Annotated in this window: 24 protein-coding genes, 1 tRNA gene and 1 pseudogene; 5 read left to right on the top strand and 21 right to left on the bottom strand. The window is 56.7% G+C overall.

What is annotated here, in order from left to right; genetic code table 11:
* Positions 1-7: 7 nt before the first annotated feature.
* Positions 8-622 carry a TetR/AcrR family transcriptional regulator gene (locus tag BLR20_RS01895; protein ID WP_032614630.1) on the bottom strand — a complete coding sequence of 205 codons (615 nt, stop codon included), beginning with the start codon at positions 620-622 and terminating at the stop codon, positions 8-10.
* An 87-nt stretch (positions 623-709) separates the two neighbouring features.
* On the opposite strand from BLR20_RS01895, the gene BLR20_RS01890 reads away from it, so the two are divergent.
* Positions 710-2182 carry an efflux transporter outer membrane subunit gene (locus tag BLR20_RS01890; RefSeq protein WP_054992998.1) on the top strand — a complete coding sequence of 491 codons (1473 nt, stop codon included), beginning with the start codon at positions 710-712 and terminating at the stop codon, positions 2180-2182.
* Between the two features lie 38 nt (positions 2183-2220).
* Here the strand turns inward: BLR20_RS01890 and BLR20_RS01885 are convergent, their stop codons facing one another.
* Positions 2221-3312: an NADH:flavin oxidoreductase/NADH oxidase gene (locus BLR20_RS01885; RefSeq protein ID WP_010430619.1), complete on the bottom strand. Its 1092-nt coding sequence runs from the start codon at positions 3310-3312 to the stop codon at positions 2221-2223.
* A 59-nt stretch (positions 3313-3371) separates the two neighbouring features.
* Here BLR20_RS01885 and BLR20_RS01880 point away from each other — a divergent pair, with 59 nt between their 5' ends.
* Positions 3372-3707, top strand: a complete 336-nt coding sequence (locus BLR20_RS01880) for an ArsR/SmtB family transcription factor (protein ID WP_074594313.1) — start codon at positions 3372-3374, stop codon at positions 3705-3707.
* A gap of 279 nt (positions 3708-3986) precedes the next feature.
* Here the strand turns inward: BLR20_RS01880 and BLR20_RS01875 are convergent, their stop codons facing one another.
* From BLR20_RS01875 to thrS, 17 genes and pseudogenes are all read right to left on the bottom strand, one after another.
* Complete coding sequence (locus tag BLR20_RS01875; protein ID WP_032614624.1) at positions 3987-5609, bottom strand: methyl-accepting chemotaxis protein; 1623 nt, start codon at positions 5607-5609, stop codon at positions 3987-3989.
* 577 nt (positions 5610-6186) lie between these two features.
* Positions 6187-7509, bottom strand: coding sequence for an MFS transporter (locus BLR20_RS01870; protein WP_032614622.1), 1323 nt, complete (start codon positions 7507-7509; stop codon positions 6187-6189).
* Between the two features lie 83 nt (positions 7510-7592).
* The gene (locus tag BLR20_RS01865) at positions 7593-8471 is read right to left on the bottom strand and encodes an SMP-30/gluconolactonase/LRE family protein (protein ID WP_054992999.1); all 879 of its coding nucleotides are present in this window, start codon (positions 8469-8471) and stop codon (positions 7593-7595) included.
* Between the two features lie 47 nt (positions 8472-8518).
* Entirely contained in the window at positions 8519-9451 is a 933-nt protein-coding gene (gene kce / locus BLR20_RS01860) for a 3,5-dioxohexanoate:acetyl-CoA acetone transferase (protein WP_010433502.1), read from the bottom strand.
* A 90-nt stretch (positions 9452-9541) separates the two neighbouring features.
* Positions 9542-10330, bottom strand: a complete 789-nt coding sequence (locus BLR20_RS01855; RefSeq protein WP_010433500.1) for an SDR family oxidoreductase — start codon at positions 10328-10330, stop codon at positions 9542-9544.
* On the bottom strand, positions 10327-11049 hold the full coding sequence (locus BLR20_RS01850) for a GntR family transcriptional regulator (protein ID WP_054993000.1): 723 nt from the start codon (positions 11047-11049) through the stop codon (positions 10327-10329). The genes BLR20_RS01855 and BLR20_RS01850 overlap by 4 nt, the downstream gene beginning before the upstream one ends.
* A gap of 697 nt (positions 11050-11746) precedes the next feature.
* The gene (locus tag BLR20_RS01840; RefSeq protein WP_054993001.1) at positions 11747-12439 is read right to left on the bottom strand and encodes a DUF4225 domain-containing protein; all 693 of its coding nucleotides are present in this window, start codon (positions 12437-12439) and stop codon (positions 11747-11749) included.
* Between the two features lie 96 nt (positions 12440-12535).
* Positions 12536-13030 (bottom strand): annotated as a pseudogene (locus BLR20_RS27945) (Hcp family type VI secretion system effector).
* Positions 13031-13327: 297 nt separating this feature from the next.
* Positions 13328-13404: transfer RNA gene (locus BLR20_RS01830), tRNA-Pro, on the bottom strand.
* Positions 13405-13492: 88 nt separating this feature from the next.
* Positions 13493-13849, bottom strand: a complete 357-nt coding sequence (locus tag BLR20_RS01825) for a MerR family transcriptional regulator (protein WP_003315559.1) — start codon at positions 13847-13849, stop codon at positions 13493-13495.
* Complete coding sequence (gene ihfA, locus BLR20_RS01820; protein WP_002553164.1) at positions 13830-14132, bottom strand: integration host factor subunit alpha; 303 nt, start codon at positions 14130-14132, stop codon at positions 13830-13832. Before ihfA ends, BLR20_RS01825 begins: the two co-directional genes overlap by 20 nt.
* A gap of 3 nt (positions 14133-14135) precedes the next feature.
* Positions 14136-16514, bottom strand: a complete 2379-nt coding sequence (gene pheT, locus BLR20_RS01815; protein WP_054993002.1) for a phenylalanine--tRNA ligase subunit beta — start codon at positions 16512-16514, stop codon at positions 14136-14138.
* 27 nt (positions 16515-16541) lie between these two features.
* Entirely contained in the window at positions 16542-17558 is a 1017-nt protein-coding gene (gene pheS, locus BLR20_RS01810) for a phenylalanine--tRNA ligase subunit alpha (RefSeq protein WP_003367019.1), read from the bottom strand.
* A gap of 104 nt (positions 17559-17662) precedes the next feature.
* Complete coding sequence (gene rplT / locus BLR20_RS01805; protein ID WP_002553161.1) at positions 17663-18019, bottom strand: 50S ribosomal protein L20; 357 nt, start codon at positions 18017-18019, stop codon at positions 17663-17665.
* 29 nt (positions 18020-18048) lie between these two features.
* The gene (gene rpmI / locus BLR20_RS01800) at positions 18049-18243 is read right to left on the bottom strand and encodes a 50S ribosomal protein L35 (protein WP_002553160.1); all 195 of its coding nucleotides are present in this window, start codon (positions 18241-18243) and stop codon (positions 18049-18051) included.
* A gap of 60 nt (positions 18244-18303) precedes the next feature.
* Positions 18304-18855, bottom strand: a complete 552-nt coding sequence (infC, locus tag BLR20_RS01795) for a translation initiation factor IF-3 (protein WP_170846037.1) — start codon at positions 18853-18855, stop codon at positions 18304-18306.
* Positions 18855-20777: a threonine--tRNA ligase gene (gene thrS / locus BLR20_RS01790; protein WP_010433481.1), complete on the bottom strand. Its 1923-nt coding sequence runs from the start codon at positions 20775-20777 to the stop codon at positions 18855-18857. The genes infC and thrS overlap by 1 nt, the downstream gene beginning before the upstream one ends.
* Positions 20778-21127: 350 nt before the next feature.
* Between thrS and BLR20_RS01785 the strand changes: the two genes are divergently transcribed.
* Together BLR20_RS01785 and BLR20_RS01780 are read left to right on the top strand one after the other, a co-directional pair.
* Entirely contained in the window at positions 21128-21433 is a 306-nt protein-coding gene (locus BLR20_RS01785; RefSeq protein ID WP_054993003.1) for a hypothetical protein, read from the top strand.
* Positions 21434-21728: 295 nt separating this feature from the next.
* The gene (locus BLR20_RS01780) at positions 21729-21941 is read left to right on the top strand and encodes a cold-shock protein (protein ID WP_003315566.1); all 213 of its coding nucleotides are present in this window, start codon (positions 21729-21731) and stop codon (positions 21939-21941) included.
* A 66-nt stretch (positions 21942-22007) separates the two neighbouring features.
* On the opposite strand, the gene BLR20_RS01775 is transcribed toward BLR20_RS01780, so the two are convergent.
* Positions 22008-22349, bottom strand: coding sequence for an I78 family peptidase inhibitor (locus tag BLR20_RS01775; protein ID WP_054993004.1), 342 nt, complete (start codon positions 22347-22349; stop codon positions 22008-22010).
* Positions 22350-22658: 309 nt separating this feature from the next.
* Between BLR20_RS01775 and BLR20_RS01770 the strand changes: the two genes are divergently transcribed.
* Entirely contained in the window at positions 22659-22853 is a 195-nt protein-coding gene (locus tag BLR20_RS01770) for a hypothetical protein (protein WP_003315568.1), read from the top strand.
* Between the two features lie 22 nt (positions 22854-22875).
* Here BLR20_RS01770 and BLR20_RS01765 read toward each other — a convergent pair whose 3' ends face one another.
* The gene (locus tag BLR20_RS01765) at positions 22876-23901 is read right to left on the bottom strand and encodes a nucleoside hydrolase (protein ID WP_032614612.1); all 1026 of its coding nucleotides are present in this window, start codon (positions 23899-23901) and stop codon (positions 22876-22878) included.
* Between the last annotated feature and the right edge of the window lie 23 nt (positions 23902-23924).

The raw sequence follows: 23924 nt of genomic DNA, 5'->3' as shown, positions 1-23924 counted from the left end.
CACAAGCTCACGGCGCCAGACTTCGCAGTATCAACGCCGACAAATGGACCGGGGCTGTCGCCACAATGTCGAGGTTATATTGCAATTGCACCGGGTTGATGTACGGACGCATGACTAGGTGAATGGCCTGAACGGCCTCGTCCAGAGGTGTCTTGCGTTCGAACTCTCCCGACTCCCTGCCTTCAAGAACGATTTGCTGGATGAGCTGGCGAATGCGCTCGTCGTGCGCGGCAGCAGAAGGCCACTGATCGCGGCCTGCAACAGCGGCTATGTCATACAGCTTCCGGTCGTGAAAAAACAGATCGCTACCGGCCTCCACAAGCGAACGGAACAGGCGGCGCAGCCTCTCCGACGCCGTTGGCGCTTCGCTGATGGCCGAGTTCACCAGCGCCATGATCATCGCCAGCCGGTTCGAGCAGATCACTTCGCCGATGGCTTGCTTGGAGTCGAAGAACTTGTAGATGTAGGCCTTGGAAAACCCAATGGCCTTGGCCAGATCCGAGACTGTGGTTTTCTCATAGCCGTAGTGGCCGAAATGCTGTGTTGCCGCTTCGACAACCTGGTCGCGAACGCTGTGGTCGGAGGGACCGCGCACTGGCGACGTCTTGATTTGTTTAGTCATATTTCCAGCTTAGCTAGGTGAACACTCATTGACAACAAGTGACCGAATCGTAATATAGTCACAACCTGATCACCTCAAGGAATTTCCATGCGCCCGCTTTGTACGTACGTACTGGTCATGAGCACCGGTCTGCTGTCGGGCTGCGCCGTGGGCCCGGATTACCGGCGTCCAGATGCGCCCCTGCCTGACCGCTATCTGACTCAACCCCGTGGCGCTGCGAATATTACCGCGCATCCGCTTGTCAGTGCCGCGTGGTGGGACGGTTTTGATGATCCGTTACTGAGCAGCTTCGTGTCACGCGCCCTGGCGCAGAATCTCGATCTCGCTCAAGCCAGCGCGCAACTTGCTCAGGCACGCGCCGGAGCAGATGCGGCGACCGCCGCCCTACTCCCAGCGGGCAACATCGATGCACAGACGGCTCGCGCTCATCAATCGGTGGAGACTCCACTCGGTCAGGTCCTGAACTCGGCACCTGGCTACGACCGTTATGGCAATTCCTATGAAGCCAATCTGACGGCAAGCTGGGAGCTGGACGTTTTTGGCGGTTTGAGACGCAGCCGACAGGCTGCACTGGCTGAATATCAAGCTTCGCAGGCAGGTGTTGCGGCTGCCAGGCTCGCTGTGGCAGCGCGGACCGCCGATACCTACATCACCATCCGTGGCCTGCAAGCCAGGCTGGCGATCACGCGCCGACAGGTTCAAACCCGGCAAGACCTGCTGGAAAAAGTCCAGCTTCTCTATGAGCGTGGTCTGTCCCCGGAATATGAAGTCCGTCAGATCGAAGCAGAGCTTTTACAAGTGCAGGCAACAATGCCGATTCTGCAAACTGGTCTCGACGCGGCGATGAACGCGCTCGACGTGATGCTGGGTGTACCGCCTGGCACTCATCGAAGTTCATTGGCTGAAGCAGGTCCAATCCCGCACACACCTGAGCTCGCGTCGACAGGAACGCCAGCCGATCTTCTACGTCGCAGACCCGATCTGATAGTGGCTGAGCGGCGCCTCGCCGCTTCGAACGCGCGTATCGGCGTGGCGATCAGCGAGTATTACCCGAAACTTTCACTCAGCGCATTGCTGGGCAGCGCCACAGCTGTGTCGAGCGGCAATCTGTTTACCGGCGGTGCCAGTCAGTCAGCAGGTGTTTTGGGGCTGCGCTGGAGGCTTTTCGATTTCGGCCGGGTGAACGCCCGGATCGGTCAAGCCAAAGGACAAGAGGCAGAGGCTTTGGCGGCTTATCGACAGTCAGTTTTGCGTGCCACTGAGGACGTTGAAAACGCTTTCTCTTCGTTGGCCAACCGCGAAACTCAAGCTGCAATGCTGGATAAAGGCGAAGCTGCACTTGCTTCGGCCCGGCAATCCTCATTCGCAAGCTACAGCAAAGGTGCTGCCAGTTTGATCGAGGTTCTGCGCGCCGACGAGAAAATGCTGCAGGTCGCCGACTCCAATGCGCAGGCGAAAGTCGAATCCGCGCAAGCGGCGGTTGCCGTCTTCAAAGCGCTGGGTGGTGGTTGGCAAGCGCCGCCCACCACTCCAGAGGAAGAGAAGATACACATGCTGTAGATGCCACCAACGCATGCATATCTTCAGGTCAGGCGTGCTCAGCGATAACGTTCAAGCCAGTGAGCGTAAGGCGCAGGCAGGGTCCAGGCGGATTTTTCCACGCCCAGTTCTTTCGCTGCGAAGTAGGCCCAGTGCGGATCGGCCAGATGCGCACGGCCAATCGAGACCAGATCGAGCTGGCCTGACTTGACCGCCTCTTCAGCCAGCTTCGGCTCGCCGAAGCCCCACGCGCTGGTCACCGGAATATCCGCTTCACGACGCACACGCTCGGCAACAGGCCCCATGAACGCAGGCCCCCATGGAATGTTGGCGTCCGGGGTACTGAAACCGACGCTGACACTCAGCAGGTCCAGACCGCCAGCCTTGAAGCGGCGCGCCAGTTCGATCGACTCTGCAAGCGTCTGCTCGTCGCGGCCGTCGTATTCGATAACACCAAAACGTGCGGTGAGCGGCAGGTTCTCAGGCCAGACCTCACGTACTGCGGCCAGGGTTTCCAGCAGGAAACGGCTGCGGTTATCAAAGCTGCCGCCGTACTCATCGGTACGCTGGTTGGAGTGCTCGGAGAAGAAGCTCTGTCCCAGGTAGCCGTGGGCAAAATGCAGCTCGATCCATTCAAAGCCCGCATCGCGAGCGCGACGGGCAGCATCGACAAAGTTCTGGCGAACACGAGCGATGTCTTCCAGGGTCATGGCGCGCGGGACTTTCGGCAGATTGGCACCGAACGCGATGGCGGACGGAGCGATAGTGTCCCAGCCGCGCGAATCGGAAGCCGCGATATGGTCATCGCCTTCCCACGGACGGTTGGCGCTGGCCTTGCGGCCGGCGTGGGCAATCTGAATACCCGGCACGCACCCTGCAGCCTTGATGGCTTTGACGACAGGCACGAATGCCTGCGCCTGTTCGTCATTCCAGATACCAGTGCAACCGGGGGTAATACGCCCTTCCGGCGCGACGGCGGTAGCTTCGACCACCAACAGGCCCGCACCACCGCGTGCCATGCTGGCCAGATGCACGTGGTGCCAGTCGTTGATAACACCTTCGGTTGCCGAGTACTGGCACATCGGAGGAATGGCGATTCGGTTGCGCAGCGTCACGTCTTTCAGTTTGAAGGGTTCGAACAATGCAGACATTGGAAAGCTCCCGTAGGCCAGATGACTTTTGATTTCAGTTGTTCGATGGTAATCGAACTATGGCAATAAACGGAAGCCTTGATATCATCCCCGCCATGCGAACCTTCCAACACCCCGATCCTGAAGACCTCACACTCGAACGCGTGCTCTATGCCTTGAGTGATCCCGTTCGCATGGGAATCGTGCGCTGCCTGGCCGGCGTTGCAGAAGCCACCTGCGGCGAACTGGACGGCGGACGTCCCAAATCCAGCATGTCCCATCACTTCCGCGTGCTGCGCGATGCCGGGCTCGTACAGACGCGCAACGTGGGCACCACGCACATGAACTCGCTGCGTAAACAGGTCTTGGAAAGCCGTTTCCCGGGTCTGCTGGACAGTATTCTGGCTCAGCATTGACGTAAAAAGGTATCAGTCCTGAGACAGCCTGCGCTGCCATTTCATTGCATGAATTCCGATGTACTGCTCATCCTTGCCCTGCCGGACGACCTGAAAGCCCGCAGGGCATCACGCTTGGCACCCCTTTTGACCGGTTCTGACGACCTCCACGGGTATGTCATCAAGGCACCAAAGGTTAGGTGCGTTTTTTGAATATGCCAGAAAAAACCCCGGGATTAGCCATAGACCAATACCGGGGTTTTCAGCAGCGTGAGCGGGTTGACGAGCTTTCTTCAGACCTTATAGCCGAAACTTGCCCACTTCCGTCTGCAGGCTGGTGGCGAGGATCTTCAGGCCGCCGCTGGTCTTGAGCAGTTCCTGAACCGACATGTTGTTCTGTTCAGCCATTTGCGCAGAGCGCTCGACGTTACGTGCAACATCCTGGCTGGCGGCGGTTTGCTCACGCAGCGCGAAAGATATCTGGTCGACCACCTGCAGAACCTTGCCCGAACTGTCGCGAATCTCAATGATCGCTTGACCGGCAGTGCCCGCCATTTCCACGCCTTCGTTCACTTCCTGAACGCCGCTGCGCATGCTCTCGACGGTTTCCCGTACGCCCGCCTGAATTTTATCGATCATCCCGGCGATTTCCTTGGTGGACTTGCCGGTGTTCTGCGCCAGCAGGCGTACTTCGTCGGCAACCACTGCGAAGCCACGTCCCTGTTCACCGGCACGCGCCGCCTCGATGGCAGCGTTGAGGGCCAGCAGGTTGGTCTGATCGGCAATGCCCTGAATCACGCTGACGATCGACGAAATGTGCTCGGAGTGCTGACCCAGTCCTGCGACCTGAGTAGAAGACAGCTGCACTGTCCGGGCGATGCCATTCATGCTGGACAGGGTATTTTCGATGACCTGCGCACCGTCCTTCGACTGCTGCCCTGAGCGGCTGGCGAGTTCATGCGCCTCATCGGCGTTTTCGGAAACGTGATGGATGCTGACGGTCAGTTCTTCGATAGTGGCCGCCATCGCCGAGGCGGACGTCGACTGTTCCTGGATAGCACCGGACAGCTGTTCGGAAGCACCGGAAATCTGTTGCACGGCGACGACCAGTTGATTGGCGGCCTGGCTGATCTGTTGAATCATCTCGCGCAGGCGATTCTGCATACGATCAAAGGCTTTCGGCAGTTCATCGTGACTGCTGGTGTCGATCACAGTGTCCAGCTTGCCATTGGCAATTGCCGTTGCGGCATCAATGGCCAGTTGCAAGCGCGCCGTGGTGCTGCGCCCCAATACAGCGGCAAGGATCATCGCAAGAACAGCCGCGGCCAGGCCGCCGCACATCAGAATCATGATCGCAAACCGCTTGGCATCGGACATTTCCTGACTGCGCTGAACCAGCAACTTTTGCTCAGTACCGCTGATTTCAGCGAGCAGAGCACGCATGCTGTCCATCTTGGCTTTGTCGGCCCCCGAGGTGATGCGTGCATCCAGCTCATCATCAGGCATATTGCGTGCAGTCAGATCGCGGCGCAGGGCGATGATCGGATTGATATCTTCATCGAGCCAGCGCTTCTGGGTATCACCCAGAGCGGCCAGGCGGCGCTGCTGCTCCGCATTGTCAGCTGTCAGGCGCTTGAGCGAATCGAGTTCTTCGTTGAAACGCCTCTCCCCCGCCACCAATGGCTCCAGGAACGCATCCTTCGAAGCGATGACAAAGCCTCGCATCCCGGTCTCGATATTGATCAGCTGTTCAAGGGCAAGTTGCGCTTCGCTCAACACCTGATACGTATGAACATTGCTGTTTGTAGCCTCTTCGACCTGCTCGAAACCTCTGTAAGCACTCGCGACAAGGACGACGATAAGCACGATGATCGCGGCAAAGCTGAAGTAAAGCTTTTGCGAGATGCTGAGTTTGCTGAACATGATGTCGGTCCTGAACTAGCCATTCCGTGGCTTGCATGGTGGGCGCTATCACTCGTAAAAATGGGCTGAACCAACTTTTATGATTGATGTCATTGAGATAGTACTCATGTCGCCCGCCAGCTCAGTAACTTTAGAAGCTATAAGCTTACAAAACCTGAATAACGGCTATAAACCAAGCTAAGGCAATGATATTTAACGATAAAAAATTTTTATTACACTTGGCATTCAATACTCTATACAACTCGAAAAACTTGACGCCCGAAGATTTCTGACGTCAAGTTTTTGCCTGTGTTAGTCAAGGTATGTTCTGATTGCGACAGCTCAGATGTCGCTGAATAGCAAGTAATGGAGGGAAAAGTCATACTTTATCTTCGCTATTGAATCGGTTTAACGGCCCGAAAAGCGCTTGCGACCCCTTTTAAAGTGAAGTTTTCCGGTTGATACGGGGACAGATTTTGAGCGCTTACGCTGTCTTTCCGGTCCCCGCAGGCTGACGCATTAGTCCAGATACCAAGCATCCCTACATAGCGGCTTACGGCTATTTCAGATCAGAACCAAGTGACATCACTGCCCGTCCTCACACGCTCCGCTGCACCGTCAGCAACTCTGGACGGTGAGAAAACAGCTGCAGGAACGCCCCGCCCAATGCGCAACCGGCCATTACGAAAAAGCACACGGTATAGCCGCTGAGGCTGGTCCAGCCACCGCCCATGGAAATCAGCGTTCCCATCAGCACCGGGGCGATACCGCCGCCGATGAACATCGCTGTGGTGATGATCCCGTTGGCTGTGGAGGTCGCCGAAGGTTGCGCCGAGTCGGAAGCGACCGCGTAGTAGATGGGCCAGACAGCATTGGCGACCAGGCCGAAAAGCAACTGCACGGCGATGACGATCAGGATGGTGTTGGCGAAGTAAAAGGCCCCGACGCTGACCGCCATCCATATGCCGCAGATGATCAATGTGATGCGCCGACCGATGATGTCCGACAGCGATGGCCAGATCAATTGCCCGAGGATGCCGGTCAGGGTGAACACCACGCTCATTCCCGCCGACTCGGCCAGCGACAGGCTGAGGATGTTGTACAGATAGGCTGGCAGAACAATGTTGACGCCCATGTACACCACTTGCGTAAGCAGGGTGTTACCGGCAGTCAGGGCGATGTTGCGGTTGCTCAGGGTTGCCTTCACCGACTTCCACACCTGGCCTTTTACATTGGTCGACGGTGTGCTGTCCGGCGGGGTCATGCCTTTGGCAGCGATATCCACGTACAGTTGGGTGATGCGCTCGGCCGTCGAGTAGCGTGCCCAGAAAATCATCAGCGGCAGCGCTACGACGAAGGCGAAGAAGAATACATAACGCCAGTTTTCCTCTCCGTAAGTGCTGATCACGAAACTGGCGACAATGCCGCTGAGCATCGCGCCGATGGGGTAACCGGTATGGTGCGCGCCCAGAGCAAAACCGCGACGTTCTACTGGCCACCACTCGGCAGTATTGCTGACACCGACAGGCTCGCCCCAGCCAGCGCCCAGATTCACCCCGACGCGCAAGGCGATGAAACTGGCCAGGCTGCCACTCAATGCCTTGAAGCCCGACAGAAACGACAGCGCGGTGTAACCCAGTACCAGCGGCACCTGAAAGCGCGCCCTCTTCCACCCACCGCCGTAGCGATCACTCCAGATAGAGCCGGGAATATCGAGAACGGCCAGTGCCAGCATGACCACCGTTGCCACCGTCCCCCACTGATCCGCAGACAGGTCGAAATGCTTGGAAATCGTCGGCCCCAGGCGCAAGACGATCTCGCGATCGTAGGCGTTCAAAATCCAGATCATCCAGCAGACCAGCAACGACACCCACGAAAAACGATGAATCTTGCCCAGCGATGCATTCTTGTTATTTGGCATGGGAAATCTCCAGGCGTGTCGCGCACGCCCCAGCGAGAAAGGGTTCAGTCGTCCTTAACGTTCAGGTTCGGTCTGTTGGTGGGTTAACTGGCAAAGCGCCGCTCGGCAATGCCTTTCACACCCAGCCCGGTGATGGCGAACAGGGCACCGCGCTGCTGGCCATCTTCCGGAAAACGCGGCAACGGCGGCTTGGCCATGGAGGTGACAAACAGTGTGTCCAGATTCGGACCGCCGAAGGTCAGACTGGTCACTTTCTTCACGGGCATGTCGATGATGCGATCCACCTGCCCGTCAGGGGTGTAACGCACCAGTTTTCCGGCATACACCAGCGCTTGCCACAGACAGCCTTCGGCATCCACGGTGCAGCCATCCGCCGCGCCCCCTGCCGAGGTGTCGACCTTGGTAAAGGTGCGTCTGTTGGAGACTGCGCCGCTGGCGTTGTCGTAATCGTAGGTCCAGATCTCTCCTGACCAGGTGTCGGCGAAATAAAAAGTTTCCCCGCCCGGACTCCAGCAAGGGCCGTTGGACACGATGATGCCCTCATCCAGGGTGTGCAGGCTCAGGTCAGGGTCGAGGCGATACAGCTTTGCGCTGGCCTGATCCTCCTGCGTGTCCATCGAGCCCACGATGAAGCGGCCCTGCCGATCGACCTTGCCATCATTGAGCCGATTGTTCGGCAAGCCGGGTTCAGGGTCGACGATCAGCTCGAGATCGCCGCTCGGCAGGTCAAGGTTGTAGATGCCGGTCTGCAACGCGACAAGCGCCGCGTCGCCATGCTTGCGCAAGGCCATGGAACCGATTTTCTGGCCGACATCCCAGGCGCGCAGTTCGCGCCCGTCGTCCGTGCAACGCAGGACACGGCCGTCGAAGCTGTCGATCCAGTACAGGCGCTGTTGCTCGACATCCCAGACCGGACCTTCGCCTAGCGTGGTCTTCACGTCGACAACGATTTCGATACGCATTTTTCACCTCTGTCTTGTTGTTATTGAGATGACGCATTTTGCGGCGACTAGAAATTAACCTTGTCCTGCCCCTTCAGGTCGAGCATTTCACGGGCTTCATCCGGCGTCGCCACCTGCCCGCCCAGCGCTTCGATCACCGTGCGGATACGCTTGACCTGATCGGCATTGGACGCCGCCAGCTTGCCCGGCCCGTCCCACAGCGAATCCTCCAGGCCGACACGCACATGACTACCCATCGACAGGCCCATGGTGCCCAGCGGAATCTGATTGCGACCGGCCCCCAGGATCGACCACTGATAGGCATCGCCAAACAGGCGGTCAGCCGTACGGCGCATGTGCGCCAGGTCTTCAGGATGCCCGCCGATACCGCCGCGCAAACCGAATACCGACTGGATGAAAATCGGTGCCTTAAGCAACCCGCGCTGCAGAAAGTGCGCTGCGGTGTACAGATGACCGATGTCGTAGCATTCAATTTCAAAGCGTGTGCGGTTCTCGGCGCATGTATTGAGGATGTGCGCGATGTCGCGGAAGGTGTTACGGAAAATCCGGTCGTCGCTCTCGGCCAGATAGGGCCGCTCCCAGTCGTGCTTGAATTCGCTGTAGCGATCCAGCATTTCGTACAGCCCGAAGTTCATTGAGCCCATGTTCAACGAAGCGAGTTCCGGCTTGAGCTGCGCCACCGGTTGCAGGCGCTCTTCCACGCCCATGGTCGGCGCGCCGCCAGTAGTGATATTGATCACCACGTCGCTCTTTGCCTTGATCTGCGGCAGGAACTGCCGAAACAGATCGACATCCTGACTGGGCCGCCCGTCACGAGGGTCGCGGGCGTGCAAATGAACGATCGAGGCCCCGGCCTCGGCGGCACCGATGGCTGCATCGGCGATTTCCTGCGGCGTGATCGGCAAATGAGGCGACATCGACGGCGTGTGGATCGCCCCCGTGACGGCGCAGGTGATGATGACCGGACGTTTTTTGGGCATGAGCATTCTCCGTTCTTGTTGTTGGCGAGAAGTCTGATTTGGAACATGACTCGGACGACGTCCGGTCATGGTTGCTATCGGGCCGAATCCTCAGAGGTACTCGACGTTGCCATCCACACTGATGGCCTGACCCGTGACATTGCGGGCGGCGGGGGAGCATAAAAACAGTGCCATTGCGGCAACGTCCTCGGCGGTGACCATGCGCTTGAGCGAAATCTTTTTCAGGTACTCCTCGCGCATCTCCTCCTCCGGCACGTTCATCTGTTGCGCACGGGCCCGAATTACTCCGTCCATGCGCGGACCTTCGACAATACCCGGCAGCAAGGCATTGACGCGGATATCACTTTCCCCCAGCTCGGACGCCAGCGACTTCATTAGCCCGACAATCGCCCACTTGGTCGCGGCATACGGGGTGCGCCAGGCATAGCCCAAGCGACCGGCGACCGAAGCGATATGGATCAGGTGAGCGTTGGGCGAGGCCTTGAGCAACGGCACCGCGTGATGAGCGAAGCGGTATTGCCCGGTGAGATTGATGTCGATGGTGCGCTGCCACTCTTCTTCGCTAATGGCATCGATGCCTGCCGTCGGACCGGCAATCCCGGCGTTGTTGATCAGCACATCAAGACCACCGAATTGCTCGCGCTGCACCTTGAATACCACTTCGATCTGCGCCGGATCAGCAACGTCTGCGTGGGTGGCGACACTGCCTGGATGGCGATCGAGGAATGCCGCAATGGCCGCCTCGCTGACATCGCACACATGTACCTTTGCCCCCGCTTCCAGGTAAGCCGCCGCCAACACCTCACCGATCCCGGCTGCACCGCCGGAAATAAGGACACGCAGACCTGCATAGGGAACCAGCCGATTGAGAACACTCATACTTTTTTCACTCCCGAGACACGCGACCTGGAGCGGTCGCTCTTTGCGATCAGGCGTGTCAGAGAGTCGGCAGCCTGCATGATGTCGTCGGTGACAGCTGCACGAGCCGCCGCCCCATCACGCGCCGCCAACGCCTCGACGATACGGTTGTGCGCCTCCATCGAACGCTGAAGATGCGCCCGGTCAGGCGCAACCAACGCGAAACACGGACCGATGTGCAGCCAGAAATTCTCCACTGCTGCCACGATGAGCTCAGCCTTGGCTACCGCATAAATGCGCCGGTGAAAGGCAAAGTTGGTCCACAGATAGAGCGCGACATCAACGCTGTCAGCAGCCTTCTGCATCTGCCCACAGAGCTGGCTGATGTCGGCAAGATCGGCGTCGTTGATCAGAATCACGGCTTTCTCGGCCAACAGACCTTCCAGCGCCACACGCGCATCGCGAATCTCGCGCAGCCGCTCCGGGGTCATCATGGGCACACGCAGCCGGGCGGTTTCGGTGACTTCGAAGGCGTTCTCTGCACTGAGACGATTCAGTGCTTCGCGCACCGGCATCGGACTGGAACCCAGCGCCTCGGCCAGACCACGGATCGTCAGCTTCTGACCCGGCTGAAAGCGCCCGCTCATCAGCGCTTCACGAATCTGCCGGTACACCTGATCCTGGAGGGTATCGCGAGAAACCTGCCGCATGGCGGGCAGGAGGATGGGACGATCTGTCATGGGGAGTGACTCATATTGGCTTTCTTATGGCACGAATATGTGATCACAAATAACATATGTCAAATTATTTTTTTGGAGACAGTGGGTGCTTTGGTGGGAGCTCGTGTCGCGGGCCTAGGGGCAAAGCGTTCGTGTGGGGGAAGGTCGCCACGATTTTAGGTAACAGCTATTGGCTATTCCGAGTGGCTGGATGAGGACGCTGGCACGGGACTGCGCCTCTTCTAAAAAGCGCCAGGTCTTTATATGTGCAAGCAAGGAGGTTTCAGCCAATACCAGACGAGCAGAACTAGCAAAGGCAACAACCCTAGATACTCAACCCCGACGCCGGGTTAAAGGATACGTTTCTCGGGGGCAAGGTCACCTCTCGATCAGCCCTGAAATCGACAGTATTGGACATGGACAGGCGTACGTAATCGGTATACTGATCAACTCATCATTGAGCCTCTGATTAATTCAGAAAATCTGTATATTGCCGACCATGCAAATCAAAGCCTGTTTATTTTTTGATGGAATAATTTTATGCAAAAAAAAGAAATTATAATAAAAATTAGCGCACCTACAAACCTGACCACGAAAACATTGAGATCAAAAAAATAATCAAGAAGAAGCAATATCCATACCGAATGAAAAGCAGCGCACGCAATCGCAAATAAATAGACTCTTGCGTTTGAAAAAAATCGTCCAGCTTTTTGTCGGCTCACTGTTTCTGTATCCCGTCTACTGTGATGGCGTCGGCGGCTCTATCTATAACTAACACAGGTACTGACGTGTTTCTATATGCACGAACATAGTCAGTTCTAATATATCTAAATAGCCGCCAAGAATCTGGTTTTAAAACCAGCTTCGTGACACCGTATACAGACATCGCAAGGTCAGCTGACCCGTAGGCCATATTACCTTCTCGTGCCCCGTAACCAACTGCTTTCGCTGCTGCCTGGTATCCCTTTCTTACTGGGCCTTCTGTATCACTACGCCCCTCCCAAAGGTTGCGCCCGTTTTCATAAACGTTATTTGCACCATGAGCCATAATTGGCAAACCTGCAACGAGGCACAACGTACCGACAGAGCCATAGCAAATGCCCGCACCCGCTACGACTTGCATTGCTCCGGCGACTGCTCCAACGCCTTTTTTGGCAACCTCCCATGACTGGGCAAACAAGCTATCTTGTTCATCCTTTATTTCTTTCAGGCCCTGCTCAGGACTTTTCTTACCTTCAGAAACATCATTAACAATACTTCTGGCGTAACAGGCGACTTCACGGTTGAATTGCAATCGCAGTGTGCCATTATTAATATGCTTAATACCTAATGTACAGGCTTGCTCTCCTAGCTTCTCGGCGGCAGTACTGACCAGCAAATAGTTTGTGCCGTTCTCGTCTGTTGGTTTCATTCTTCATTCCCTCTGGGCAACGTATGTGCGGTTAGTCATACATCCCCCCATGAGATTAAATTTTCCATTTTATCTGTTGGCACTCAATCCATTCATTTACGCAAATGGCTTATTCGCAGTCCTGTCCCAGCCCCCAGAAACGATGCCGGCACTACCACCATCAGCGCGACGTTGTTGTGAGTATTCAAATTTAATGCGGCCGTAATTCAGGTTTACTACTTCTACGGGGAAACCTGACTGGTCGGCACCTTGACCGCTGACTAATGAGATCAGAACTTCTTAAAGTACGATGTCCATATACTTGAATTTTTCAGTTCCTGCACGATGGATTCGAATAGTCACATTTTTGATATGCGACCCCCTACAGCAAAGCTCAAATAGCTTAGGGGTGGCTCTATCTACATATTTGCTGATCTGGAAATCGCCAAGGGAAACCCCTCCAGCAGTAGCTCCCCCACTCGAGCTGGCAGTCTGACTGATGGACTGCATGGCGTTGTAGTGGTAGGAAAGCAATTCGACCCAACCTTTGTGCCCATCGTCAAGAGACTCGCCCTCAACACCATCAACCTTCATAAACGCATCAAAAGACATAGAACTCCCTGTTCTTCAAAAACAAAAATGCAAAAATCAGTCACATGTTAGTACCTCTGTGGAATCAGTACCACTGCAGAACCCTGCAATCACCTTCCTTGTCCTATCCGTCCCTCCGCAGGACCAATGCTCGGATCACCTGACCTAGGCTGCAAACATGGTGTCAGAAAATGATCACACGGAGTGGTTGTGACAATTTGCAAAGGGTGACAACCATCGAGAGACAGCGAATCAATCAAAACTCACGCGCATGAAAAAGCCCAACCTTCTCAGATTGGGCTAAGTCATTGAATTATATGGTCGGGACGGAGTGATTCGAACACTCGACCCCTAGCACCCCATGCTAGTGCGCTACCGGACTGCGCTACGCCCCGACTAGGCGTGTATCTGTTTTGCAACCTGCGAAAACGTTGAGGAATATACCCTAAGCATTTGAATTTTGGAAGTATCCTGACTGCTCAATTACGCTTTGAGCATGACGAGTACGTCTTCCAGCTCGGCAATCATCTCGCGGATCATCTGCTTGTACTGCTGGGTGTCATCCTTCGGTTCACCGCTGGTAAGACGAAGTCGGGCGCCACCGATGGTGAAGCCCTGATCGTATAGCAGGCCGCGGATCTGGCGGATCATCAGCACGTCCTGTCGCTGATAATACCGACGGTTTCCGCGCCGCTTGACGGGGTTGAGTTGAGGAAACTCCTGCTCCCAATAACGCAGAACGTGCGGTTTTACCGCGCATAGCTCGCTGACCTCACCGATGGTGAAGTAGCGTTTGCCGGGGATCGGCGGCAGCTCGTCGTTATGACTTGGTTCCAGCATATGCCTCAACTCGGGCCTTCAGCTTCTGCCCTGGACGAAAGGTGACCACACGGCGCGCCGTAATCGGAATCTCTTCACCGGTCTTGGGATTTCTCCCAGGCCGCTGGCGCTTGTCTCGAAGGTCGAAGTTGCCGAAACCTGACAACTTCACCTGCTCGTTATCTTCCAGAGCGTGCCTGATTTCTTCAAAAAACAGTTCGACCAGTTCCTTGGCTTCCCGTTTATTCAGGCCCAGCTCTTCGTACAGACGTTCGGCCATCTCAGCTTTCGTCAGAGCCCCCATACGCTACTTCCTTAACGTGGCGTTTAACCTCTCCTCAAGCGAGGTGAGGATAGCAAGTGTCGTTGCGTTTACCTCATCGTCATTAAGAGTGCGTGATGGATGCTGCCAGGTCAAGCCGACTGCAAGGCTTTTTCTATGCGGATCAATGCCTTTACCCTGGTAAACATCAAATAACCTGAGGTCTGTGAGCCACTCGCCTGCATTTTCACGAATAACGTCCAGAACCGCACTGGCCGAAACATCCCGATCGGCCAGCAGTGCCAGGTCGCGACGCACTTCAGGGAAGCGCGACAACTCGTGGAATTTCGGCAGACGGCCGGTCGACACTTCGGCCAGAACCAGCTCGAAAACAAACACTGGACGATCCAGGCCGAGGGTTTTCGACAGTTCCGGGTGAATGGCGCCCAGGAAACCGACTTCACGGCCATCACGCTCGATGCGAGCCGTCTGGCCTGGGTGCAAGGCAGGATGCTGACCCGGCGTGAAGGTAAACTCGCCCAGCGCACCGGCAAAGCCCAGAACCGCTTCAACGTCAGCCTTGACGTCGAAGAAATCGACTACGTCGCGACCTTGCGCCCAACCTTCCGGCAGGCGGCTGCCGCAGACCACGCCAGCGAGCATCGGCTCTTGCTTCAAGCCGTCGAGCTGACCGACGAAGCGCAGGCCGCTTTCGAACATGCGTACGCGATCCTGCTGGCGGTTGAGGTTGTGCTGCAGCGCCTTGACCAGACCTGGCCACAACGAGGCACGCATTGCCGCCATGTCATTGGAGATCGGGTTGGCCAGCAGCAACGGCTTGGCGCCCGGAGTGAACAGTTCAAACCACTTCGGATCGATAAAGCTGTAAGTGATCGCTTCCTGATAACCGCGGGCAACCAGCAGGCGTCGCAGCTCAGGCAGATCGCCCTTGGCTTCGGCCTTGGCCTGTGGAGCCAGACGGGCTTGCGGGTAGCGGACCGGCAGACGGTTGTAGCCGTACAGACGCGCCAGCTCTTCGATCAGGTCGACTTCAAGGCTTATATCGAAACGATGACTTGGCACTTCGACACGCCATTGCCCATCGGCTTCGGCAGTCACAGCCAGACCGAGACCTGTCAGCAGGCGTTCGATTTCGGCGTTTTCGATCACCAGACCGAGCATCTGCTCGACGCGGCTGGCGCGCAACGTAACCGGGGCGATCGACGGCAAATGCTGCTCGCTGACCACTTCGATCACGGGGCCGGCTTCGCCACCAGTGATTTCCAGCAGCAGGCCAGTGGCTCGCTCCATGGCTTCACGGGCCAGTTGCCAGTCCACACCACGCTCGTAGCGGTGCGAAGCGTCGGTATGCAAACCATAAGAACGCGCCTTGCCAGCCACCGAAATGGTGTCGAAGAACGCGCTTTCCAGGAAAATATCGCGAGTACCGGCAGTCACACCGCTGTGCTCGCCACCCATGACCCCGGCGATTGCCAGCGCGCGCTGATGATCGGCAATGACCAGGGTGTCGGCACGCAGGCTGACTTCCTGGCCGTCGAGCAGAACGAGCTTCTCGCCCTCCTCGGCCATGCGCACGCGAATCCCGCCGTTGATTTCGGCCAGATCGAACGCATGCAGAGGCTGACCCAGCTCCAGCATCACGTAGTTGGTGATGTCGACAGCGGCATCGATGCTGCGCACGTCGGAACGACGCAGACGCTCGACCATCCACAGCGGGGTCGGACGCGACAGGTCGACGTTGCGAATCACGCGGCCCAGGTAACGTGGGCATGCAGCCGGAGCCAATACTTCGACCGGGCGCACTTCTTCATGCACAGCGCTGACAGCAGCGACCTGCGGACGGGTGACTTCAGCGGCGTACAGCGCACCGACTTCACGCGCCAGACCGGCCACCGACAGGCAGTCGCCACGGTTCGGGGTCAGGTCGACCTCGATGCTGGCATCGTCCAGGCTCAGATAGACACGAATGTCCTGACCAACCGGCGCATCAGCAGCCAGTTCCATCAGGCCATCATTGCCCTCGCCGGCCTGCAACTCGGCAGCCGAACACAACATGCCGTTGGACTCGACGCCGCGCAGCTTGGCTTTCTTGATCTTGAAGTCGCCCGGAAGCTCGGCGCCGATCATGGCGAATGGAATTTTCAGACCCGGACGCACATTTGGCGCGCCACAGACGACCTGAAAGGTTTCACTGCCATTGCTGACCTGACACACGCGCAGCTTGTCGGCATCGGGGTGTTGTTCGGTGCTCAGCACTTCGCCCACCACCACGCCGCTGAAAACGCCGGCGGCCAGCGTCACGCTGTCAACCTCAAGACCGGCCATCGAAAGACGAGCAACCAGCTCGTCGCGGGAAACCTGCGGGCTTACCCAGCCGCGCAGCCATTGTTCACTGAATTTCATCCTGCTCTCCTGAAAGGTTCGTACGACTTAGCGAAATTGCGCGAGGAACCGCAAATCGTTGTCGAAGAACAGGCGCAAATCATTGACGCCGTAACGCAGCATGGCCAGACGCTCTACGCCCATGCCAAACGCAAAGCCCTGAAACTCTTCAGGGTCGATGCCGGACATGCGCAGAACGTTCGGGTGGACCATGCCGCAACCCATGACTTCAAGCCAGCCGGTCTGCTTGCAGACGCGGCAGCCCTTGCCACTGCACATCACGCATTCCATATCCACTTCCGCCGAGGGCTCGGTGAACGGGAAATACGAAGGACGGAAGCGTACGGCCAGCTCTTTTTCGAAGAACACACGCAGGAATTCTTCGATGGTGCCTTTCAGATCGGCAAAATTGATATCGCGATCGACCAGCAGACCTTCGATCTGGTGGAACATCGGCGAGTGGGTGATATCCGAGTCGCTACGGTACACACGGCCTGGACAGACGATGCGGATCGGCGGCTGCTGCGATTCCATGGTGCGTACCTGTACCGGCGAGGTATGGGTGCGCAGCAGCATGTTCGCATTGAAATAGAAGGTGTCGTGCATCGACCGGGCCGGGTGGTGGCCTGGGATGTTGAGCGCCTCGAAGTTGTGGTAATCGTCTTCGACTTCAGGGCCTTCGGCGATGCCGTAGCCGATGTGCGTGAAGAATTGTTCGATACGTTCCAGAGTACGGGTAATCGGATGCAGACCACCTGAGGTCTGACCGCGGCCCGGCAGGGTCACATCGATGCATTCAGCTGCGAGCCTGGCAGTCAGTTCCGCCTGCTCAAACGATGCCTTGCGTGCATTGAGAACCTCTGTGACACGTTCCTTGGCAACGTTGATCAGCGCACCGACTTGCGGACGCTCTTCAGCTGGCAGGTTCCCCAGGGTCTTCATCACCTGAGTCAACTCGCCTTTCTTGCCGAGGTAGTGAACCCGGATTTGCTCCAGGGCATTGATATCTTCGGCGCTTTGCACAGCCTCAAGAGCTTGAGAGACCAGCGCGTCCAGGTTTTCCATGTACAGACTCCAGATACAAAATAGGGGAAGAGCTGAAGGCTCTTCCCCTATTTATGACGTTTAACACCGACCCCGGAGAACCGGGGCAAGTGATTGTCGGGGACTTAGGCCAAGGTGGCTTTAGCTTTCTCGACAATCGCAGCAAACGCCGCTTTTTCGTTCACTGCCAGATCAGCCAGAACCTTACGGTCGATCTCGATGGACGCTTTTTTCAGGCCGGCAATGAAACGGCTGTAGGACAGACCGTTAACACGAGCACCAGCGTTGATACGAGCGATCCACAGAGCGCGGAACTGACGTTTTTTCTGACGACGGTCGCGGTAGGCGTATTGGCCTGCCTTGATTACCGCTTGCTTGGCAACACGGAATACGCGTGAACGCGCGCCGTAGTAGCCTTTTGCAAGTTTCAGAATTTTTTTGTGACGCTTACGGGCAATGACGCCACGCTTTACACGAGCCATGAGTTACTTCCTCTATATCTTGATCAAAATTAACGAAGGCGCAGCATGCGCTCGACTTTTGCCACGTCAGACGGATGCAGCAAGCTGCTACCGCGCAATTGACGCTTACGCTTTGTCGACATTTTGGTCAGGATGTGGCTCTTGAAAGCGTGCTTGTGCTTGATGCCGTTGGCGGTTTTCAAAAACCGCTTAGCTGCACCACTTTTAGTCTTCATCTTTGGCATGTTCGGATACTCCGCATTCAGTTGATAAATATAACCGCAAGGCCTGCCGTGCCCTGGTGGTTATTTCTTCTTTTTCGGGGCGATGACCATGATCAGCTGGCGTCCTTCCATCTTAGGATGCTGTTCGACGGAACCGTATTCGAGCAGGTCACCTTCAACCCGCTTCAACAGCTCCATACCCAGCTCCTGGTGGGCCATCTCACGACCGCGGAATCTCAACGATACCTTGGCCCTGTCCCCGTCACTCAGGAAACGTACCAGGTTGCGTAGTTTTACCTGGTAATCCCCTTCCTCCGTCCCTGGACGAAACTTGATTTCTTTAACCTGGATCTGCTTCTGGTTTTTCTTCGCTGCAGCAACCTGCTTCTTCTTCTCGAAGATCGATTTGCCGTAATCCATCACACGGCAGACCGGAGGGACTGCGTCGGCAGAAATCTCTACCAGATCCAGCTTAGCCTCTTCGGCAATACGAAGCGCTTCATCAATCGAGACGATGCCAATCTGCTCGCCGTCAGCGCCAATTAAACGAACCTCGCGGGCCGAGATATTTTCATTGATCGGGGCCTTGGGTGCAGCTCGTTTATCTTGTCTCATTTCACGCTTAATAATAATTACTCCGTATCTTGGCGACCACGCCGGGAAACCGCTTGTGCGAGGAATTCAGCGAATTGGGCGACCGGCATCGAGCCAAGGTCAGCGCCTTCACGTGTACGCACAGCGACAGTTTGCATTTCAACCTCCCGATCTCCAATCACGAGGAGATAAGGAACCTTGAGCAAAGTATGCTCGCGGATTTTAAAGCCGATCTTTTCATTTCTCAAGTCGGACTTGGCACGAAACCCGCTTTCGGCCAGAGTTTTTTCCACTTCGAGGGCAAAATCGGCCTGTTTGTCAGTGATATTCATGATCACTGCCTGAGTAGGCGCAAGCCATGCAGGGAACGCCCCCTCGTAATGCTCGATCAGAATTCCGATGAAACGCTCGAAGGACCCAAGAATTGCGCGGTGCAACATGACCGGATTCTTGCGGCTGTTGTCTTCGGAAACGTATTCGGCACTCAGGCGGATCGGCAGATTGAAGTCCAGCTGCAAGGTGCCACACTGCCATACGCGACCGAGACAATCCTTGAGGGAGAACTCGATTTTCGGGCCGTAGAACGCGCCTTCACCCGGCTGCAGATCATAAGGCAGACCTGCGCTATCGAGTGCAGAAGCCAGCGCCGATTCGGCACGATCCCAAAGCTCGTCGGAGCCTACACGCTTTTCAGGGCGAGTGGACAATTTGAGTTCGATATCCTTGAAGCCGAAATCGGCGTAGACATCCAGCGTCAGCTTGATAAACGCGGCGGACTCGGCCTGCATCTGGTCTTCGGTACAGAAGATGTGCGCATCGTCCTGAGTGAAGCCACGTACGCGCATGATGCCGTGCAAGGCGCCCGACGGCTCGTTACGGTGACAGGCACCGAACTCGGCCAGACGCATCGGCAGCTCGCGGTAGCTCTTCAGGCCCTGATTGAACACCTGCACGTGGCAAGGGCAGTTCATCGGCTTGATCGCGTAGTCGCGACTTTCGGACTCGGTGGTGAACATGTTGTCGGCGTAGTTGGCCCAGTGCCCGGATTTTTCCCAGAGCGAGCGATCGACTACTTGCGGAGTCTTGATCTCGAGGTAGCCGTTTTCACGCTGCACTTTGCGCATGTACTGCTCGAGCACCTGGTACAGGGTCCAGCCCTGCGGGTGCCAAAAGACCATGCCAGGCGCTTCTTCCTGAGTATGGAACAGGCCAAGACGCTTGCCGATCTTGCGATGGTCGCGTTTTTCGGCTTCTTCGATGCGCTGAATGTAGGCTGCCAGCTGCTTCTTGTCAGCCCAGGCGGTGCCGTAGACGCGCTGCAGTTGCTCGTTTTTGGCATCGCCACGCCAGTAGGCGCCAGACAGCTTGGTCAGCTTGAATGATTTGAGGAAGCGCGTGTTCGGCACGTGCGGACCGCGGCACATGTCGACGTATTCTTCGTGGTAATACAGGCCCATGGCCTGCTCATTCGGCATGTCTTCGACCAGACGCAGCTTGTAATCTTCGTGACGGGCGGTGAACACCTCGATCACTTCAGCGCGCGGGGTGACTTTCTTGATGACGTCGTAATCTTTTTCGATCAACTGCTGCATGCGCTGCTCGATCGCCGCCATATCGTCAGGCGTGAACGGGCGCTCGTAGGCGATATCGTAATAGAAGCCGTCGTCGATCACCGGGCCGATGACCATTTTTGCAGTCGGATACAACTGCTTGACCGCGTGCCCTACCAGGTGCGCGCAGGAGTGACGGATGATTTCCAGTCCTTCCTGATCCTTGGGGGTGATGATCTGCAGGCTGGCATCGTTTTCGATCAGGTCGCAGGCGTCGACAAGCTTGCCGTCGACCTTGCCGGCGACGGTGGCCTTGGCCAGACCGGCACCGATTGAAAGCGCGACATCGGCTACGGAAACCGCATGATCGAATGAACGTTGACTGCCGTCGGGAAGAGTAATAGTTGGCATGGCGCCTCCTCTCCTAGTGGTGACCCCTACCAAAGGTCACGTGGGTTGGGATGAGCCAGTACGTGATCCGGTGGTATACCTGCCTCACAGTGGCAGGAGCCTTGGGGCCAACCTTGAACCGGACCAGATGACTGGAATGTACGAAAAAACCTGCCTGCGCTGCACCGAAAGCCATTGACCATGGGGCGCTTGAAAATAACAGGACGCGCATCCTAACACAGCCAGACCGGCCGGGATGCACATCCACGTAAATGAAGTGGAATTAGCACGCTGCCTGAACTGGCACGCTTCACGGGCGTCAGAAACCCTCGAGACCCCGCACGTTTTTTCCAGCAATTAAGGAGAACACCATGAAGTTTTCACGCCTGACCAGCCTCCTCGTGTGCAGCGCCACCCTCATCCCTCTGGGCGCTCACGCCGCGATGGACGATAAAACACACAACACCTTTACCCAGGAATGCGTTGCTGCGGCCAAGAAACAGGGGCTGGATGACAAGACCGCAACGAGTCACTGCGAATGCGGTGCAAAACAGGTGAACAGTCATTTCACCGACAAGGAAATAGCCTCGCTCAAGGACACCAAGACAGCGCCACCTGCCGCATTGACGGCAAAACTGCAAAAACTGGTCGCAGAAAACTGCACAGCGACAAAATAATCATTTTTTTCAGCCGGGGTAAAACGCGCGCGCCAAGCAATGATAGCAGTTGGCCCCGGCTCTTCTGAAAGCCAGTGAAATCATGGCTTTAAGCGCTATTGATACAGCACGTGCAGTACAGGGTTTGGCACCCCTGAAGGCGGTTTGCAGAGTATGGTGAACCGCATATACGGGACCTTTACGCAAAGCGCCCACCTTAATAGCTGTTTTTTTGCCCATTTCGACTATGATAGCCCGGTGTGCCCAGTTGGCCTGAGCAGCACGTTACTGAAAATTATGTTTCTGGAGATACACCATGTCTAATCGCCAAACCGGCACCGTAAAATGGTTCAACGATGAAAAAGGCTTCGGCTTTATCACTCCACAAGGTGGCGGTGACGACCTGTTCGTACACTTCAAAGCAATCCAGAGCGACGGTTTCAAAAGCCTGAAAGAAGGCCAGACCGTTACTTTTGTTGCTGCTAAAGGCCAGAAAGGCATGCAAGCAGAAGAAGTTCAGGTGGCCTGATTCGCCTGACACAAAAAAAACCCCGTCACTGACGGGGTTTTTTTATGCGCAAAAGAAAGTACCGGCTCAACCGCAATTGATACGGGTCACCTTCCCCGAAGCGTCAGTATTGACGTTTACCCGCTCGGATCGGTACTCCAGCGTGACCATGTCGTCAGGACCGAGAATGCGCGCGTCCTGCGAACCGGAACGGGCGCGGACTTGAGAAAGGAGGTCTATGGACGCCTGCTTGCCAATGGCGAACTGGGCGAGCCCCGCATCACAGCGGCCTGGTATCGCGTTGCTGGCTGGCGCGTCGGCTTTGACGGGCGCTTCGGCGCTGGCCTTGCTATCAGATGCGGTACTGCTGCAGCCTGCCACCAATGAAGCCACGACCATAAAACCCAATGTTGCGAATTTCCGGGGCATACACCCTCCTCTGCCAATGAACATTTCCAGACCTGTCCGACCGCGCTAAGGCGCGTTGGTTGCACGATCCGACCGACACGCCGTGTGTAACCTGTTGATCTGCCTGGAACGGAAGTCTGCCTTGGCCTGGCACAGGGCGCGTGGGGAAATCGTCACAAAACATTTATCGCCAGCGCTCATTGAACCGGGCTATCAGGATCATGTGTAAGTAGAAGTGTCAAAATGCGCGCGGGATGGTTTACTGCCAGAGACACAAGCGCCGGGACGCGAGCAGCGTATGCGTGGCCCTTCACTGGAGATCAGACAGACATGACAGCCATAACCCTAGACGCCGACATCAAGGCCAAGTGGCCTCAGGGCCACTGCTCGCACAGCCCCGGGAATCCGGAAGAGCTGATGATCATCGCAGTCGACCTGCTGATCAAGGAACTGGGCACCGAGGGTGCCCGTTCCTTCATCAGCCAGGTGCTGAGCCGCTATGCGGCGGCAGGACTGCCCGCCTGATACGCGGCTTCAGAATGCGTGACTACTTGAGACGCGCCAGTCGCTCGGTCAGCAGATCGAAGAAACCCTGAGCGTCGCCGTTCTCGACCCAGAATACGTTCTGCGGCTGCTTGAGCGTGCCGTACCAGTCGGCCACTGTCTGACCGAAACCGATGCCCTCACGGGTGTCCACTGCCACGTTGATCTGCCGTCCGGAAAACAACTCGGGCTTGAGCAGCCAGGCAATCACGCTGGCGTCGTGTACCGGTCCGCCGGGCAAACCGTAATGCTCCATGTCCAGTTTGACGTATTCATTGAGAATGCCGTCGACCAGCTTGCCAGCATTGTTGCCCAGTGCAGCGATCTGCTTGAGGCGCTGTTCGCTGGTGAGAATCTTGTGGGTCACATCCAGCGGCACATACGTCAGCTTCACGCCACTGGCCAGAACGATCTGCGCGGCGTGCGGGTCGGCGAACAGATTGAATTCGGCAACCGGGGTAATATTACCGCCGTTGAAATGCGCGCCCCCCATGACCACCACTTCCTTGATGCCCTGAGTGATTTCCGGAGCCTGCACCAGCGCCAGTGCCAGGTTGGTCTGCGGGCCGAGCATGGCGATGGTGATGCTGTGCGGCTTGGCCTTGCTCAGGGTGCGAATCAGGTAATCGACGGCATTGCCTTCGGCCAGCCCTTTGGCGGGCTCGTGCACGGGTACACCCGGCAGGCCTTCCTGACCATGAACGTTCTCGGCATAGATCGGTGTACGCACCAACGGCTTGGGCGCACCGGCATATACAGGCACCTCTTCGCGCCCGGCCCATTCCCGCGCCAGCCTGGCGTTGCGCGACGTCTTGTCGAGCCGCACATTGCCGGCCACCGTGGTGATAGCCATCACATTCAGTTCTTGAGGTGACGCCAGCGCCAGCAACAGCGCGACGACATCGTCCGCACCTGGATCGGTATCGATGATCAGATCGCGCTTTTCAGCCGCCTGCACAGCAGCAGTACCGAGAATGGACAAGAGCAACGCTCCACGAATGAACTGTCTGGAAAACTGTACCAATGTCATATGAAACTCCCTTTCTTGAATAA

It is taken from the genome of Pseudomonas congelans, from assembly GCF_900103225.1.
Classification (GTDB): domain Bacteria; phylum Pseudomonadota; class Gammaproteobacteria; order Pseudomonadales; family Pseudomonadaceae; genus Aquipseudomonas; species Aquipseudomonas congelans.
Note: the sequence above shows the minus strand (reverse complement) of the source record. Positions and strands in the feature narration are given on the sequence as shown.

Coding starts and splice junctions, on each gene's coding strand:
- BLR20_RS01875 (WP_032614624.1), bottom strand. CDS start 5,609: ATGTTCAGCAAACTCAGCATCTCGCAAAAGCTTTACTTCAGCTTTGCC.
- pheS (WP_003367019.1), bottom strand. CDS start 17,558: ATGGAAAACCTGGACGCGCTGGTCTCTCAAGCTCTTGAGGCTGTGCAA.
- rplT (WP_002553161.1), bottom strand. CDS start 18,019: ATGGCTCGTGTAAAGCGTGGCGTCATTGCCCGTAAGCGTCACAAAAAA.
- BLR20_RS01825 (WP_003315559.1), bottom strand. CDS start 13,849: ATGCTGGAACCAAGTCATAACGACGAGCTGCCGCCGATCCCCGGCAAA.
- BLR20_RS01840 (WP_054993001.1), bottom strand. CDS start 12,439: ATGAAACCAACAGACGAGAACGGCACAAACTATTTGCTGGTCAGTACT.
- pheT (WP_054993002.1), bottom strand. CDS start 16,514: ATGAAATTCAGTGAACAATGGCTGCGCGGCTGGGTAAGCCCGCAGGTT.
- BLR20_RS01850 (WP_054993000.1), bottom strand. CDS start 11,049: ATGACAGATCGTCCCATCCTCCTGCCCGCCATGCGGCAGGTTTCTCGC.
- BLR20_RS01775 (WP_054993004.1), bottom strand. CDS start 22,349: ATGCCCCGGAAATTCGCAACATTGGGTTTTATGGTCGTGGCTTCATTG.
- rpmI (WP_002553160.1), bottom strand. CDS start 18,243: ATGCCAAAGATGAAGACTAAAAGTGGTGCAGCTAAGCGGTTTTTGAAA.
- BLR20_RS01870 (WP_032614622.1), bottom strand. CDS start 7,509: ATGCCAAATAACAAGAATGCATCGCTGGGCAAGATTCATCGTTTTTCG.
- BLR20_RS01770 (WP_003315568.1), top strand. CDS start 22,659: ATGACAGCCATAACCCTAGACGCCGACATCAAGGCCAAGTGGCCTCAG.
- BLR20_RS01765 (WP_032614612.1), bottom strand. CDS start 23,901: ATGACATTGGTACAGTTTTCCAGACAGTTCATTCGTGGAGCGTTGCTC.
- BLR20_RS01880 (WP_074594313.1), top strand. CDS start 3,372: ATGGCAATAAACGGAAGCCTTGATATCATCCCCGCCATGCGAACCTTC.
- BLR20_RS01780 (WP_003315566.1), top strand. CDS start 21,729: ATGTCTAATCGCCAAACCGGCACCGTAAAATGGTTCAACGATGAAAAA.
- BLR20_RS01895 (WP_032614630.1), bottom strand. CDS start 622: ATGACTAAACAAATCAAGACGTCGCCAGTGCGCGGTCCCTCCGACCAC.
- thrS (WP_010433481.1), bottom strand. CDS start 20,777: ATGCCAACTATTACTCTTCCCGACGGCAGTCAACGTTCATTCGATCAT.
- BLR20_RS01865 (WP_054992999.1), bottom strand. CDS start 8,471: ATGCGTATCGAAATCGTTGTCGACGTGAAGACCACGCTAGGCGAAGGT.
- BLR20_RS01855 (WP_010433500.1), bottom strand. CDS start 10,330: ATGAGTGTTCTCAATCGGCTGGTTCCCTATGCAGGTCTGCGTGTCCTT.
- ihfA (WP_002553164.1), bottom strand. CDS start 14,132: ATGGGGGCTCTGACGAAAGCTGAGATGGCCGAACGTCTGTACGAAGAG.
- kce (WP_010433502.1), bottom strand. CDS start 9,451: ATGCCCAAAAAACGTCCGGTCATCATCACCTGCGCCGTCACGGGGGCG.
- BLR20_RS01785 (WP_054993003.1), top strand. CDS start 21,128: ATGAAGTTTTCACGCCTGACCAGCCTCCTCGTGTGCAGCGCCACCCTC.
- BLR20_RS01890 (WP_054992998.1), top strand. CDS start 710: ATGCGCCCGCTTTGTACGTACGTACTGGTCATGAGCACCGGTCTGCTG.
- BLR20_RS01885 (WP_010430619.1), bottom strand. CDS start 3,312: ATGTCTGCATTGTTCGAACCCTTCAAACTGAAAGACGTGACGCTGCGC.